Origin of the sequence: Tepidiphilus margaritifer DSM 15129 (genome assembly GCF_000425565.1) — a bacterium.
GTDB classification, from domain to species: Bacteria; Pseudomonadota; Gammaproteobacteria; order Burkholderiales; family Rhodocyclaceae; genus Tepidiphilus; species Tepidiphilus margaritifer.
Map to the genome: position 1 here is coordinate 267,189 of NZ_KE384397.1, position 15,366 is coordinate 282,554.

The window sequence follows — 15,366 nt, forward strand, 5'->3', positions numbered from 1 at the left end:
AGCTCAATACCGAGCCTATGCATTCCCCTGTCAACGCTTAACTTTTGCCCTCGCGAGCATCAGCCCATGACTCGGGGCCCCGGCGGCGCGCTACGCCTTACCGGGTAGAGGAATCGCACCTCCAATCTTCTGCCGGCTTCGTCCCGGCGCACTGGGTGTCCCTCTCCTCTGGCGATGGAGCCGCTTTTGCCAGGCCATGGGTTCGAATCCGGTGAGCTCCTGGAAGTGACGCGCCAACCCGATCGAGTTCATCAGCATTCTCCGTGGTTTCTTGGCACAGTCCTTTGAATTTCCAGGTTTTGTCGATTGCGGTGGGCAAAACGTCAGGGTAACCCATGATCTTGACGCGCCAAGTGTTTTTTCCCGCTTGCAGTATCGCGGTGGCAGGCAACGGCGTCAAGCATGGCTGCATTCAGAATATTCCTTGCCGGAATACGTTCGCTTCCTGCCGATGCGCCGGGGTGAAGATGATGCCTTTCCCATGCGAAAATCCGCTTTTTGCGGTGAAGGACGGTGGATGTGATCGAATTCGACGGCGTTCGCAAAACGTACCGCGTCCGGGGGCAGGAGATCCTTGCGCTGGAAGTCGAGCGGCTGACGATCGAACGGGGGGAAGTGTTCGGCATCGTCGGGCATTCCGGCGCGGGGAAGTCTACGCTGCTGCGTCTCGTCAATCTGCTCGAGCGTCCCAGCCAGGGGCGCGTCGTGGTGGAAGGCGAGGACGTCACCTGTCTGGCGCCGGCGCAGCTGCGTGCCTTTCGTCGGCGCATCGGCATGATCTTCCAGCATTTCAATCTGCTCTCGTCCAAGACGGTGGCGGAGAACGTCGCCTTTCCCCTGAAGATCGCCGGCACGGAATCCAGGGCCGCCATCGCGGCGCGGGTCGAGGAGCTGCTCGCCCTGGTCGGCTTGAGCGAGCACGCGGACAAGTATCCAGCCCAGCTTTCCGGCGGGCAGAAACAGCGCGTGGGTATCGCCCGGGCGCTGGCCTGTCGCCCCTCCATCCTGCTCTCGGACGAGGCCACCAGCGCCCTCGATCCGCAGACCACCCGTTCGGTGCTGCAGCTGCTCTCCGACATCAACCGTCGCCTGGGGCTCACCATCGTGCTCGTCACGCACGAGATGGACGCGGTGCGGCGGGTGTGCGACCGCGTGGCGGTGATGGACGGTGGGCGGGTGGTGGAGACCGGGCCCGTGAGCGAGGTCTTCCTCCATCCCCGCCATCCTACGACTCGTGAGTTTGTGCTCGAGAGCGAGCACGTCGATACGGAGGAATTCCAGGAGAGCTTGCAGCAGGCGGCGGGGCGCGTGGTGCGGCTGACGTTCAAGGGAGCGTCGACCTACCGGCCGTTGTTGGGCGAGGTGGTACGGCGCTGCGGGGTGGATTTCAGCATCCTCGCCGGACGCATCGATCACATCAAGGACGTTCCTTACGGTCAATTGACCCTCTCGTTCGTCGGCGGCGACGTGGAGGCGGCGCTGCGGGCGTTCACTGAAGCAGGGGTGGATGTGGAGGTGCTGCGATGATGGCACAATGGCTGACCAATGTGGATTGGCTGGAGATCGGCCGGGCCTGCGGGGATACGCTGGTCATGGTCGGCGTGTCGCTCTTTTTCGTCGTGTTATTGGGTTTGCCCTTGGGGATCGCGCTCTTTCTCACGGGCAAGCGCCAGCTGCTGGAGCAGCCGCTCGTCTATGCGGTGCTCTCTTTCGTGGTCAATCTGCTGCGCTCCGTGCCGTTCGTGATCCTGCTCATCGTCATGATCCCGGTCACCGTCGTGCTGGTGGGAACCTCGTTGGGGGTGCCGGGGGCGATTCCGCCGCTGGTGGTGGGCGGGGCGCCGCTCTTCGCCCGTCTGGTGGAGGCGGCGCTGCGGGAGGTGGATCGGGGCATCGTGGAGGCGACCCAGGCGATGGGGGCGACGGTGCCGCAGATCGTCTTCGGGGCGCTCTTGCCCGAGGCTTTGCCGGGAATTCTCGCCGGAGTCACCGTCACGTCCATCACCCTGGTGTCGTACGCCGCCATGTCGGGGGTGATCGGCGGGGGCGGCCTGGGAGATCTGGCCATCCGTTTCGGTTACCAGCGTTTCCAGACCGACGTGATGGTCATCACGGTGGCCCTGCTGGTGGTGCTCGTGCAGCTGCTGCAGATGCTGGGCGACCGGCTCGTGCTGCGTTTCAGCCGCCGTTAGCGTGGCAACGGATTTTTTTCTTCAACCAAGGAAGGAGTGCGTGCCATGAAATGGAAAAACGCCTTGCTGATCCTGAGCGCTTCGCTCGGTCTCGTTCCAGCCGCTTGGGCCGAGAAACTTTTGGTGGCGGCCACGCCCGTGCCGCATGCCGAGATCCTGGAGTACGTCAAACCCATGCTCGCCAAGGAAGGGGTGGAGCTGGAGGTGCGGGTGTTCACCGACTACGTCCAGCCCAACATCCAGGTGGCGCAGAAGCGCATGGATGCCAACTTCTTCCAGCACAAACCCTACCTGGACGAGTTCAACAAGGATCGCGGCACCGACCTGGTGGCGGTGGCGGGGGTGCATATCGAGCCGTTCGGTGCCTATTCCCGCCGTATCAAGAAGCTCGACGAGCTCAAGGAGGGCGCCGTCGTGGCCATCCCCAACGATCCGACCAACGGCGGGCGGGCGCTTCTGCTGCTGCAGCGCGCTGGACTCATCAGGCTCAAGGATCCGGGAAAGATCACCGCTACGCCGCGGGACATCGCCGACAATCCCAAGCGGCTGAGCTTCAAGGAGCTGGAGGCGGCCACGCTGCCGCGCATCCTCGACCAGGTCGATCTGGCCCTCATCAACACCAACTATGCGCTCGAGGCCGGACTCAATCCCACGAAAGACGCGCTCGTCATTGAGGGGGCCGATTCGCCCTACGTGAACGTGCTGGTGGCCCGGCCGGACAACAAGGATGGCGAGGCCATGCAGAAGCTCGTGCGCGCCTTGCACTCGGAGGCGGTGAAGCGCTTCATCCTCGAGAAATACCAGGGGGCCGTGGTGCCGGCGTTCTGAATGCCCCGGATCGGTTCGCGGAACGCACCGAAACGGTGCGTTCGCCCGGGGGAGCGCGCCAGGGACGGTCCGATCCTTTCGCGCTCCGTCATCGATCGGCGGCGCGGATTCCTCGGTTCCGTAGCGCCAACGTAAAGGGACGCGGTTCGTTGCCGCGCCCCTTTTGCTTTTCCTGCATGTTGGCACGATCCGTGCTAATCGGAGGGTGGGGGCATTCCCGCTACGGAGAAGGAACATGAAATTCGTCATGGCGATCATCAAGCCGTTCAAGCTCGACGAGGTGCGCGAGGCGCTCTCGGAGAACGGGGTGCAGGGGCTCACGGTGGCCGAGGTCAAGGGGTTCGGGCGGCAGAAGGGGCACACGGAGCTCTACCGCGGGGCGGAGTACGTGGTCGATTTCCTGCCCAAGGTCAAGCTCGAAGTGGCCATCCCGGACGAGCTGCTCGAGCAGGTGCTCGAGGCGATCGAGAAGTCCGCTTTCACCGGCAAGGTGGGTGACGGGAAGATCTTCGTCTTCGATCTCGAAAACGCGATCCGCATCCGCACCGGCGAGGCCGGCGCGGCAGCGCTGTGATGAGTACGACGAGGAGGCGGATCATGAAACACGGAATCGAACGGCTCGGCTCGGCGGCGCTCCTGGCGACGGCCTCCCTCCCTTCATGGGCGCAGGACGCGGCGAGCGCCGCGGCACCGGTGGTGCACCGCGGTGACGTCGCCTGGATGATGACGTCCACGCTGCTGGTGCTGATGATGATCGTGCCAGGCTTGGCGCTCTTCTACGGCGGCATGGTGCGGGCGAAGAACGTGCTCTCCGTGCTGATGCAGGTGTTGATGGTGACTTCGCTGGTGCTCGTGCTGTGGGCCTGCTATGGCTACAGTCTCGCCTTCACCGAAGCGAAACCTTGGCTCGGATCGTTTGCCAAGGTGTTCCTCACTGGCGTCACGCCCGACAGCCTCGCCGATACCTTTACCCCCGAAGTGAAACTGCCGGAGTACGTTTTCATCGCCTTCCAGGGGACGTTCGCCGCCATCACCTGTGCGCTGGTGATCGGGGCTTTTGCCGAGCGGATCAGGTTTGCCGCGGTGATGGTCTTCATGGTGCTGTGGTTCACCTTCTCCTACCTGCCGATCGCGCACATGGTCTGGGGGCCGGGCGGCTGGCTGTTGGGTGCGGGAGCGATCGACTTCGCCGGCGGCACGGTGGTGCACATCAACGCCGGCGTGGCCGGGCTCGTGGGGGCGATGCTCGTGGGCAAGCGCATCGGCTATGGACGCGAGGCGCTCGCGCCGCACTCCCTGCCGCTCACGATGGTCGGGGCCTCGCTTTTGTGGGTGGGCTGGTTCGGCTTCAACGCCGGCTCCAACCTCGAGGCGACTTCGGGTGCGGCGCTCGCCTTTCTCAACACGCTGTTCGCCACGGCGGCGGCGGTACTCTCCTGGAGCGCGGCCGAGGCGCTCGTCAAGGGCAAGCCTTCCATGCTCGGGGCGGCTTCGGGTGCGGTGGCCGGGCTCGTGGTGATCACCCCGGCCTGCGGCACGGTGGGTCCGATCGGCTCGATCGTGATGGGCTTGATCGGCGGGGTGGCCGGCCTGTGGGGCGTGAGCGCCCTCAAGCGCTGGCACGGCATCGACGATTCGCTGGATGCCTTCGGCGTGCATGGGGTGTGCGGTATCGTGGGGGCGCTGCTCACCGCAGTCTTCACTTCGCCGGCCCTGGGCGGCACGGGCAACGGCAAGGCGGATTTCTCCGTGATGCATCAGCTGTGGGTGCAGGCTTGGGGCGTGCTCACCACTGTCGTGGTGAGCGCCGTGGTGGCCTTCCTCGCGTACAAGATCGCCGGCGCGCTCACCGGGGGCTTGCGTGTGAGCGAGGAAGAAGAGCGCGAGGGGCTGGACGTGGCTACCCACGGCGAGACGGCCTATCGCCTATAGTCTCCTCTCCGACGGCGATTCCCGTCGTTGCCCCCGGTGATGAACCGGGGGTTTTTCTTGGTCTGAACCAAGGGGTCGTGCTAGCATGGGGGCATCCATCCGGTTGCACGCTGCCCATGAAAGACACGAGCCGTCTCATCTTGACCTACACGATGGAAGTGTCCCTTCCCGAGCCTTTGCAGAAGATGCCACGTACCGATCTTGCGCGCATCGTCGATGGGTTGTTGGGGGACGTAGTTCATCAGGGCTTGAAGGCAGTGGCGACGAAGCGCCTGCAGGGCAGCGGGATCGTGATCCACAAGATGCTGCACCATGTCGATGTCGAGCGGCCCCGGCGCGAACCGGGCAAGACGATTCCCAAGGAGCTGTTGGTGCGCGCGGCACCGCACCTCACCGACGAGGAGCTCGCCGATCTGGAAGCACGCGTGGGCAACGTCCCTTTCCTCTCCGAGGAAGAACTGGAGAAACGCTTGCGCACCCAAGCGCTGAAGCTGTGCAACGACGTACGGCTCGCACCGGTCGTCGTGCGCGGTGTGCGGCCCAATGATGAGCCGCTCGAAACCGAGGCGCAGCTCAATTTCACCCACGGCTCGGTTTTCTTCGACGAAGCGCAGCGCAACTTGCGGCTGAAGGCGAACGCGCCGGTGGAGGTCCTGCTGCCCGGCGCCGAAACGCCGGTGCTCGGCCGCTACCTTGGAACCACCTTGGGTGGGCCGGTGGTGGAAGTGCCCATCCATTTGCTCGCGCCCTATCGCGACTCCCTCCTCGCTGCCTGGCAGGGCGGGCGCGGCTGATCCTCGTTTCTGCAAGTCGTGCCGATGCGGCGACGTGCTATGCTGCAATGCAACGCTCGCCTTTCCCTTCTTCGTCGTGCCTTCCTTCCCGATGACCCGGAAAATCAAACCCTTTCATGCCCAGACCGTCGACGAGACGGCCGAACAGCTTGCCGCCCGCCTGCGCGGCGGTCTGACCCAGGCCGAAGCCGAACGGCGTTTGTCGGTCCATGGACCCAACCGCTTGCCCGAAGCCAAGCCTGATCCTGCCTGGCGTCGCCTGTTGCGCCAGTTCGACAACGCTCTGATCTACGTCCTGCTCGCGGCGGTCGCCGTCACCGCCTGGCTGGGTGAATGGACCGATGCGGCGGTGATCTTCGCCGTGGTGCTCGTTTCAGCCATCCTGGGCGCGATTCAGGAGGGCAAGGCTCAAAAGGCGCTCGAGGCGGTCAAGGCCATGCTCCCGCGCACGGCGACGGTCATCCGCGACGGGGAGCGTCGCCAGATTGCGGCCGAAGAGGTGGTCCCGGGCGATCTCGTCTTCGTCGAAGGGGGGATGGCGGTACCGGCCGACCTGCGCCTGGTGGCGGTGCGGCGGCTCGCGGCCGATGAGTCGACGCTCACGGGAGAATCGTTGCCGGTAGAGAAGCAGACCGAGCCAGTATCCGAGGAAGCGCCGCTTGCCGAGCGCCGCTCCATGCTCTATGCCGGCACCACGGTGGTGCGCGGTCAGGGCGTGGGGTTGGCGGTTGCCACGGGGGCGGACAGCGAGATCGGCCACATCGGACGGCTCGTCGCCGGCATCGTCCGCCTCGAAACGCCGCTCACCCGTCGGCTCGACCGTTTCGCCCGCGGCGCGGCGGTGGTGATACTTGCCGCTTCGGCATTGCTCTTTGCCTGGGCCTATTGGGGGATGGGGCAACCCTTGGCGGAAGTCTTCCTTGCCGTGGTCGGCATCGCGGTGGCGGCGATCCCCGAGGGGCTGCCGGCGATCGTCACCATCATCCTGGCGATCGGTGGGCAGCGCTTGGCGCAAAACAAGGCGATCGTGCGCCGTCTGCCGGCGGTGGAAACGCTCGGTTCGGTGACGGTGATCTGTACCGACAAGACCGGTACGCTCACGCGCAACGAGCTCACCGTGACCTCGGTGCTGCTGCCGTACGACACCGTGGAGGTAACGGGTGTGGGCTACGAGCCCGTGGGAGAGTTCGTGCGCGGCGGACGGGCGCGTCCGCCGGAGGGCGTACGCGGCTTGGTGCGGCTCGCCCGGGCAGCGCTGTTGTGCAACGATGCGGCGCTTCATGCCGACGAAGAGGGGCATTGGGTTGGCGAGGGCGATCCCTTGGAAGTGGCGCTCCTCGTGCTGGCGCTCAAGGCCGGGCTCGATCCGGCGCACGAACGCACCTGCCGTCCCCGCCTCGATCTTCTGCCTTTCGAGGCGGAACGGCGCTGGATGGCCACGCTGCACCGCGATCATCACGGTAACCGTTTCATCGTGCTCAAAGGAGCACCCGAAGCGGTGTTCGCTCGCTGCGACAGCGACGCCGATGGTCAGCCGCTCGACGTCGAGCTTTGGCATGCCCGTCTGCAGCAAGAGGCGGAAGCGGGTCGCCGCCTCATCGCCTTTGCCTGGAAACGGCTGCAAGAGCCGCTCGATGCGCTGTGCGAGGCGGACGTGGAGGGCGGGTTCGAATGGCTCGGCGTGGCGGGTCTGGTCGACCCGCCGCGGCCGGAAGCGAAGGAGGCGATCCGCGAGTGCCACGAGGCCGGTATCCGGGTGGTGATGATCACGGGGGATCATCCGGTGACGGCACGCGCCATCGGCGGCATGCTGGGGTTACGTGCCGACACGGCCCTGACGGGCGACGAACTCGAGCGGCTCGACGACCAGAGCCTGGCGCAGCGCTTGACCCGGACCGATGTCGTCGCGCGGGCCGCGCCGGAGCACAAGCTGCGCCTCGTGCGGGTGTTGCAGGGGCAGGGACACATCGTGGCCATGACCGGCGACGGGGCCAACGACGCGCCGGCGCTGCAGGCGGCCGACATCGGGGTGGCCATGGGCCGACGCGGCACCGACGCGGCACGGCAGGCGGCGGCGATGGTGCTCGCCGACGACAATTTCGCCACCTTGGCCGAAGCGGTACGCTGGGGACGGGTCGCCTACGACAACATCAAGAAGGCGATGCTCTTCGTGCTGCCGGTGAACGTGGCCCAAGCCCTGGTGGTGGCGATCGCCCTGGCGGTGGGCTGGCCGCTGCCGATCACGGCGGCCCAGATTCTGTGGGTCAATCTCGTCACGGCGGTGACGCTGTCGGTGGCGCTCGCTTTCGAACTGCCCGAGGACGACGTGATGCGCCGTCCTCCCCGGCCTCCGGCCGAACCGTTGATGACGCCGGCCATGATCTGGCGCATCGTCTTCGTCGGGGCGCTCGTGTGCGTGCTCTGCTACGGCGCGGAGATGCTCGCGCTGCTGCGTGACCTGGATCAGACCGTTGCGCGCACCGCGGCGACCACGACGCTGGTGGCCGTGGAGATCGCCTATCTCTTCAACTGCCGCCGCTTCCTTGCCTCGGCCTGGCGCCGGGCGAGCCTGAAGGGGAATGTCGCGCTGTGGCCGACGATCGGGGTGCTTGCCTTGCTGCAAATCGTTTTCGTCTACGCGCCGCCGCTGCAGTTCGTGTTTCGCACGACGGGGCTGGACTTGGTCGCCTGGGGGTACGCCATTCTTGCGGCCTTCTTGGCTTTCCTCGCCGTGGAGGTGGAGAAAGCGATTCTGCGGCGTACAGGGCGGACCCTCTTGTAATTACCGCGCCTCGCGCTCGAGCGCCGCGATCACCTCGTCGGCGATGTTGAAACCGGTCTGGGCCGCGATCTCCACCATGCAGGTGGGGCTGGTGACGTTGATCTCGGTGAGCCGTCCGCCGATGAGATCGAGCCCCACGATCAGGAGGCCGCGTTGCCACAGGATGGGGGCGAGCGCTTCGGCCACTTCCCGCTCGGCTGCGGTGAGGGGCACGGCCACGCCTCGCCCGCCGGCGGCGAGGTTGCCGCGCGTCTCGCCGGGCTTGGGGATGCGCGCGAGCGCGTGGGGCATCACCTTGCCGGCGATCAAGAGCACCCGTTTGTCGCCGTCGCGGATCTGCGGCAGGTATTCCTGGGCCATGATGGTGCGATGCCCGTGGTGCGTCAGCGTCTCGACGATCACGTAGCGGTTGTGGTCCTCGCGATGCACGCGGAAGATCTGGCTGCCGCCCATGCCATCGAGCGGTTTGAGGATCACGTCGCCCAGGGTGTCGATGAAGGCGTGGATGCGTTCCGGGTCACGCGCGACTAGAGTATTCGGCGTGAACTGCGGGAATTCCAGGATGGAGAGTTTTTCCGAGTGGTCGCGGATCGCCCGGGGATGGTTCCAGACGCGGGCGCCTTGGGCTTCGGCGCGCTCCAGCAGCCAGGTGGCGGCGAGATACTCGAAATCGAACGGAGGGTCCTGGCGCATGAGAATGGCGTCGAATTGGTCGGCGCGCACGCGCGCTTCGGAGACGATCTCATACCAGGCGCCGGCTCCGCCGTCGGTGAGGGTGATGAGCTGGGCCGAGAGCCACACGGCGCCTTCTTCCCAGGAAAGTCCCTCGCGCTGGCAGGTCCATATCTCGTGGCCGCGCGCCTGGGCGGCGCGCATCATGGCGATGGAGGAATCTTTCGTTACCTTGAGTTTGGGCAAGGGGTCGACGAGAAACGCGAGTTTCATGCCGCTTCTCCTTCCGCGCCGAAACGCGCGACGAGTTCTTCGATTTCGATGGCGGCGGCGAGCAGGCCCAGGCGCGCCACCACGCCGTAGGCGTAGAAACGGTTGGGTTCGGCGTCGGGGGCGAGGCCCGAGTCGGGCAGCGAGCAGCTCGCGGCGAAGCGCAGCGGTTCGAAGTGCATGCCCGGTGCGTTGAGATTTTCATCGGGGCCGCGTTCGGTGTGCACACGGTAGAAACCGCCCACGACGTAGCGATCGATCATATAGACGACCGGCTCGCACACCGCGTCCCCGAGCCGCTCGAAAGTCGGCACGCCTTCCTGCACGATCACCTGATGCACTTCCAGCCCTTCTTTTACTTTGGCCATCTTGTTGCGCTGCCGCCGCGAGAGCTCGCGCAGTTCGGCCGGATCCTTGACCGTCATCACGCCCATGCCGTAGGTACCGGCGTCGGCCTTGACCACGAGGAAGGGCTGTTGGTCGATACCGCGGGCGGCATAGGCGGCGCGGATCTCGGCGAAGAGCTCGGCGGCGGTGTCGGCGAGCCGGTCTTCACCTTCCTTGCTCTGAAAATCCAGGCCGGACACGACCCGGTGCGCCGGGACGAGGTACCAGGGATCGAGGCCGATCGCTTCGGCGAAGTCGGTGGCGACGCGGGCGTAGATCTCGGCGTGGTGCGATTTGCGCCGGGTGTGCCAGCCGGCCACCAGGGGGGGAATCACGTTTTGTTCGCTGAGGTCGCGCAAAATCGGCGGTACGCCGCCCGAGAGGTCGTTGTTGAGCAGGATGGCGCAGGGGTCGAAGTCGGCGAGCCCCAGTCGGTTGCCACGGCGCACCAGGGGTTCGACGAGCACGTGCTCGCCTTCGGCCGCCTCGAGCTCGGTCGGGGCGGTGATCTCGGGTAGCAGCGAGCCGATGCGTACTTCCAGGCCGGCCAGCCGCAGGATGCGTTGCAGGCGGGCGACGTTGAGCAGGTAGTAACGGTTGCGCGTGTGGTTCTCGGGAATGAGGAGCAGGCGCTTGGCTTCGGGACAGACACGCTCGATCGCCACTTGCGTCGCCTGTACCGCCAGGGGCAGGAAGTCGTCGGAGAGGTTGTTGAAGCCGCCGGGAAAGAGGTTGAGATCGACCGGCGCGAGTTTGAATCCGGCGTTGCGCAGGTCGGTGGAGGCATAGAAAGGAGGCGTATGCTCGCAGAAACCGCCACGGAACCATTGTTCGATCGCCGGCAGCTCTTCGAGGAACTGGCGCTCGATGGCCAGCAGCGGCCCGGTGAGGGCGGTGGTGAGGTGAGGCACCATCATGAGAGGCATCCTTGCGGGTGGTTCGTCCGCGATTGTACCGGTTACGCCGCCTCGTCACACTGCCCGGGCAGGAAGCGGGCGAAAGAAGCGGGCAGCGGCGCGCGCTCCAGGCTGCGCTGGGAGAAGAGAAAGCGCCCGTCGCACACGAAGCCGAGTTCGGCCCAGGGGACTTCGTCGTTGAGCGCCGCGGCGAGTGCATCGACGTCGAGCCGCGGATCGTGGGGAAAGATCGCCAGCACGCTGCCGTCCCAATCCCGGCAGGGGTGGACGAAGAATGGGCGCGGAGCGCGGGTGCGGCCGTTCACGTACACCCGGGGCGCGTCGCTTTCCCTATGATAGCGACCCCATTCCCACCAGTTGTTTTCGTCGAACGTGCGTACGCGCCGCGCGAGCAGCCGTTCGCGAAAGGGAATCAGCTCCGGAGGCAGGGGCTCGCCGGGACGCACGAAGCGCATGGATCGCGTGCGGCCATCGCGCACGGTGGAGGAACAGACGAATTCGCGGTTCGCCCAGCGGGGGTCGGCGTAGATCTCGTCCGCCCCGGAGACGGCACCGACGCACACTCGTGCGACCTGGGACAGACGCAGGGGATACGTGTCGCGCACGAAAGCGAGGTGCCCGTCGTGTTCGAGCACGGTGCGCGCTTCCCACGGCGGCGGGATCTCGTCGTCAGGAGCAGGCAGAACGGAGGTGAGCACCGCGAGCCGTTCCTGCCAGCCGGCTTCCCGCCCCAGCTCGGCGTAGCGTAGCGTGCGTGCGCGCCGGCCGCGCTCGAAGCGCCAGATGAGGCAGTTGGGCACGGCGCCGGCAAAGAGGCGCGCATCGCCCGTGTCGATCACTTCGGTGAAACTTCCTTCCGCGAGCAGCCAGCGGTTGAGCCAGCGGGCGGCGGTCGCCTTGAGAAAGTCGCGTGGGGTGATGAAGATGAGCTCGCTCCCGGGTTCAAGGTGGCGCACGGCCTTCTCGATGAAATGCAGGTAGAGATTGGCGTGGCCGTCGAGCAGGCGGCTTTCGAGCCGCGCGGCGGTCTCGGGCAACACGTCGCGACGGCGCACGTAGGGCGGATTGCCGATGATCGTGGCGAACTTTTCGTGCTCGGGCAGGGCGAAGAAGTCGAGGCAGCGCGCCCGCGGCGGACAGACGCGGGGGTCGAGCTCGCAGGCGAGGGCATCGGCTTCGAGGTGGCGCAGGAAGGCCCCGTCACCACAGGCGGGCTCGAGGATGCGGCCGTAGCGGCGGCGCAGGCGCAGCATGGCGCGCACCACGGGCTCGGGCGTGAACACCTGCCCCAGCGCGTCCGGTGGGATTTCTTCTATCATGGAGCGGGATGATAGCCGATTCCACCGCCCTGCGTGGGAGGACGAAATGCGCGAGACCGCCTGGATGATGTCGAATTTTACCGGCCGTGAGCCAATGACGCGGCGCGAGGTGCTCAAGCTGCTGGGCGCGAGCCTGGCCGCACCACTCTTTTCCGGATGCGCCACTTCGCCTGTCACGGGTGAGACCATCTTCGTCGGCATGAGCGAGGCGCAGGAGATCGCCCTCGATCGCCAGCTCGCCCCGCAGCAGTTCTCGCTCGACCTGGGACCGATCCAGCAGACTTCGGTCAATGCCTACGTGAGCGAGGTGGGGGCGCGGGTGCACGCGGTGAGCCACCGGCCGAACATGCCCTATTCCTACCGCGTGTTGAACGCCAATTACCTCAATGCTTATTCCTTTCCCGGCGGCTCGATCGGGACGATGCGCGCGCTCGTGGTCCGGCTCGACGACGAGGCGCAGCTCGCCGCCTTGCTCGGCCACGAGATCGGCCACGTCAATGCGCGTCATTCGGCGCAGCAGCAGGCCAAGTCCCTGGTGGCGCAGGTGGCGCTCACCGCGCTCGATGCGGCCACGAGCAAGAATGACTGGGGACAATTCCTAGTGCAGGGCGGCTCGATCGGTGCGAGTGCACTTCTGGCCTCTTATTCGCGCGAACAGGAACGCGAGGCGGATTACCTCGGTCAGCGCTACATGGTGCTCGCCGGTTACCCCGCCAGTGGCATGGCGCGGCTGCACCAAGTCTTGCTCGAAGAAGAAAAATCTCAACCGGGCTTGCTCGAGACGATGTTCGCTTCGCACCCCATGGCGCAGGAACGCTACCAACGGGCGCAATGGTTGGCCGAGACCGAGTTTGCCGACAGCGAGCGTTTTCCCGTGCAGCGCGAGCGCTTCATGGACCGGACGGCGCCGCTGCGTGCCTTGCGTCCGACCATCGAGCGTTGCGGTCGCGGCGAAGAGGCGATGGGCGCGAAAAAACTGGCCGAGGCCGAGCAGCATTTTCGTGAGGCGGTCAAGCTCACGCCGGACGATTACGCCGCCAACGTGCGCTTGGCGCAGACCCTGCTCGCGCGTGGGCGGCTCGACGAGGCGCGCGCCTATGCCGAGCACGCCCGCGCCGTCTATCCCCAGGAGGCCCAGGCGCACAAGGTGTTGGCCGCGACGGCTTTGCAGCAGCGCCGCTTCGACGAGGCGCTGATCGCGCTGGAAACCTACGACCGACTGCTGCCCGGCGATACCGGCATCACCTTCCTGCGCGGCGTCTCGCTCGAGGGGCTGGGGCGGCGGCAGGAGGCGGCGCGCCTCTACGCCGACGTGCTGCAGCGCACCGGCGGGCGCGGCCAGGCGGCGGCTTATGCCCGGCAGCGTTTGGTGCAATGGGGCTATTTGAGGTGAACGATTGTTTGAAACTTGTTTCGAACGAATGTTAGAATCGAGCGACCCGCCTCATCCCTCAGGAGAAGACCATGCCCGTTCCCGCCGCCTTCACAGGGCGCTTCCGTGTGCCGGTGATCGCCGCGCCCATGTTCCTCGTCTCCGGCCCCGAGCTGGTGATCGCCTGCTGCCAGGCCGGCGTGGCCGGTACTTTTCCTTCGCTCAACGCCCGACCGGCGAGCGAGCTCGAAGTCTGGCTTTCGCGCGTCGAGGAGGCGCTGGCGGCCTTTCGGCGCGAGCATCCCGAGCGGCCCTGTGCGCCCTATGGCGTCAATCTCATTGTGCACCACACCAATTCCCGTCTGCAGGAGGATCTGGCCTGTATCGTGGCCCATCGCGTGCCCTTCGTCATCACCAGCCTGGGCAATCCGCAGGCCATCGTAGAGGCGGTGCACGGTTACGGCGGGCTCGTCTTCCACGACGTGATCCGGGCGCGGCACGCGCGCAAGGCGATCGAGGCAGGGGTCGATGGCATCATCGCCGTGTGCGCCGGCGCAGGCGGGCATGCCGGCACACAGAGCCCTTTCAGCCTGGTGCGCGAGATTCGGGAGTTCTGGGAAGGGACCTTGATCCTGGCCGGGGCGATTTCCGACGGCTACGGTGTGCGCGCGGCCGAGGTGCTCGGGGCCGATTTCGCCTATCTCGGCACGCGTTTCATCGCCACCGAGGAGTCAATGGCGCCACCGCGCTACAAGGAGATGCTGCTGCAGGCGCGTGCCGACGACGTGGTCTATACCGACGCGATTTCGGGGGTCAATGCCAACTTCCTTTGGCCCAGCCTGGAAGCGGCCGGGCTCACGCCCGAGAAGCTGCAGCAACTATCGGGTAAGGGCAAACTGCACGATATCGGTTCGGAGGTGCGCGCCTGGCGCGACGTGTGGAGCGCGGGGCACGGCGTGTCGCTCATCCATGAGGTGGTGCCGACGGCGGCGCTCGTCGAACGGCTCGCGCGCGAATACGAAGCGGCCTGCGCCTTGCCGCGCAGCGCGGCACTCGCGCGCTGACTCAGCGAGGGTGGTCGGAGGCTTTTCCGGCCTCCAGCCCTGTCTTCGTTTCTTCCCCTTCTTCCTGCGTGAGTGCCGCTTCGAGCGGCGGATGCAGCTTCACCGGCTTTTGCGACATCTTTTGCCGCATGCGGATATTGAGCATCTCGACGCCGACTGAGAACGCCATGGCGAAATAAACGTAGCCCTTGGGCACGTGCAGGCCGAAGCTCTCGGCGATCAGGAGCACGCCGATCACCACGAGAAAACTCAGTGCGAGCATTTTGATGGTGGGGTGGCGCTCGATGAAGGCGCTGATCGAGCCGGCAGTGAACATCATCACGCCCACGGCGGTGATGATCGCGGCGATCATCACCGGGATCTGATTGACGAGCCCCACCGCGGTGATGACGGAGTCGAGCGAGAAGACGATGTCGATGAGCGCGATCTGGGTGACGATCGTGAAGAAGTTGCCATAGGCACGCACGGTTCCCGCTTCGTCCGCCCCTTCGAGGGCGGCGTGGATCTCCATCGTGCTCTTCCACAGCAGAAAGAGGCCGCCGCCGAGCAGGATCAGGTCGCGTCCGGAGAAGTCGTTCCCTAGCACGGTGAAGAGCGGATCGGTGAGCCGCATCATCCAGGAGAGCGTGAGCAGCAGCGCGATGCGGGTGAGCATCGCCAGCGCGAGCCCGACCAAACGGGCCATGGGTTGCCGCTCCGGCGTCAGGCGACCGACGAGAATGGCGATCATGATGATGTTGTCGACGCCGAGCACGATCTCGAGCGCGGTGAGGGTGATGAAGGCGATCCATAGGGAAGGATCGAGCAGGGCTGCCATGGGCGGAGGGGTTTCTACTG

13 protein-coding genes are annotated in these 15,366 nt (G+C 66.0%); 9 read left to right on the forward strand and 4 right to left on the reverse strand.

Annotated features, from left to right (window positions below; genetic code table 11):
* Positions 1-519 precede the first annotated feature (519 nt).
* The 7 genes from H607_RS0109965 (at position 520) to H607_RS0109995 (ending at position 8,528) form a co-directional block, all read left to right on the forward strand.
* Positions 520-1,527 carry a methionine ABC transporter ATP-binding protein gene (locus tag H607_RS0109965; protein WP_028875312.1) on the forward strand — a complete coding sequence of 336 codons (1,008 nt, stop codon included), beginning with the start codon at positions 520-522 and terminating at the stop codon, positions 1,525-1,527.
* A complete protein-coding gene (locus tag H607_RS0109970) occupies positions 1,527-2,192 on the forward strand; it encodes an ABC transporter permease subunit (RefSeq protein WP_028875313.1) in 666 nt (221 codons plus the stop codon). The genes H607_RS0109965 and H607_RS0109970 overlap by 1 nt, the downstream gene beginning before the upstream one ends.
* A gap of 45 nt (positions 2,193-2,237) precedes the next feature.
* Complete coding sequence (locus H607_RS0109975; RefSeq protein ID WP_028875314.1) at positions 2,238-3,020, forward strand: MetQ/NlpA family ABC transporter substrate-binding protein; 783 nt, start codon at positions 2,238-2,240, stop codon at positions 3,018-3,020.
* Between the two features lie 235 nt (positions 3,021-3,255).
* Complete coding sequence (gene glnK / locus H607_RS0109980) at positions 3,256-3,594, forward strand: P-II family nitrogen regulator (protein WP_028875315.1); 339 nt, start codon at positions 3,256-3,258, stop codon at positions 3,592-3,594.
* A gap of 23 nt (positions 3,595-3,617) precedes the next feature.
* Positions 3,618-4,952, forward strand: a complete 1,335-nt coding sequence (locus tag H607_RS0109985; protein ID WP_211218541.1) for an ammonium transporter — start codon at positions 3,618-3,620, stop codon at positions 4,950-4,952.
* A gap of 116 nt (positions 4,953-5,068) precedes the next feature.
* Positions 5,069-5,746 (forward strand): hypothetical protein, encoded by a 678-nt coding sequence (locus H607_RS0109990; protein ID WP_028875317.1) that lies wholly within the window; start codon positions 5,069-5,071, stop codon positions 5,744-5,746.
* 91 nt (positions 5,747-5,837) lie between these two features.
* Positions 5,838-8,528 carry a cation-translocating P-type ATPase gene (locus H607_RS0109995; RefSeq protein WP_028875318.1) on the forward strand — a complete coding sequence of 897 codons (2,691 nt, stop codon included), beginning with the start codon at positions 5,838-5,840 and terminating at the stop codon, positions 8,526-8,528.
* Here H607_RS0109995 and gshB read toward each other — a convergent pair whose 3' ends face one another.
* From gshB to H607_RS0110010, 3 genes are read right to left on the reverse strand one after another with little or no spacing between them, the layout of a single operon-like run.
* Positions 8,529-9,473 (reverse strand): glutathione synthase, encoded by a 945-nt coding sequence (gshB, locus tag H607_RS0110000; RefSeq protein WP_028875319.1) that lies wholly within the window; start codon positions 9,471-9,473, stop codon positions 8,529-8,531. It lies immediately after the preceding gene.
* Positions 9,470-10,771 carry a glutamate--cysteine ligase gene (gene gshA, locus H607_RS0110005; protein ID WP_028875320.1) on the reverse strand — a complete coding sequence of 434 codons (1,302 nt, stop codon included), beginning with the start codon at positions 10,769-10,771 and terminating at the stop codon, positions 9,470-9,472. The genes gshB and gshA overlap by 4 nt, the downstream gene beginning before the upstream one ends.
* A gap of 44 nt (positions 10,772-10,815) precedes the next feature.
* Positions 10,816-12,093 carry an Eco57I restriction-modification methylase domain-containing protein gene (locus H607_RS0110010; protein WP_028875321.1) on the reverse strand — a complete coding sequence of 426 codons (1,278 nt, stop codon included), beginning with the start codon at positions 12,091-12,093 and terminating at the stop codon, positions 10,816-10,818.
* A gap of 46 nt (positions 12,094-12,139) precedes the next feature.
* On the opposite strand from H607_RS0110010, the gene H607_RS0110015 reads away from it, so the two are divergent.
* Both H607_RS0110015 and H607_RS0110020 read left to right on the forward strand, forming a co-directional pair.
* Positions 12,140-13,486, forward strand: coding sequence for a M48 family metalloprotease (locus H607_RS0110015; RefSeq protein WP_211218543.1), 1,347 nt, complete (start codon positions 12,140-12,142; stop codon positions 13,484-13,486).
* 71 nt (positions 13,487-13,557) lie between these two features.
* The gene (locus H607_RS0110020) at positions 13,558-14,529 is read left to right on the forward strand and encodes an NAD(P)H-dependent flavin oxidoreductase (RefSeq protein ID WP_028875323.1); all 972 of its coding nucleotides are present in this window, start codon (positions 13,558-13,560) and stop codon (positions 14,527-14,529) included.
* A gap of 1 nt (position 14,530) precedes the next feature.
* Here the strand turns inward: H607_RS0110020 and H607_RS12615 are convergent, their stop codons facing one another.
* A complete protein-coding gene (locus H607_RS12615) occupies positions 14,531-15,346 on the reverse strand; it encodes a TerC family protein (protein ID WP_083962021.1) in 816 nt (271 codons plus the stop codon).
* Between the last annotated feature and the right edge of the window lie 20 nt (positions 15,347-15,366).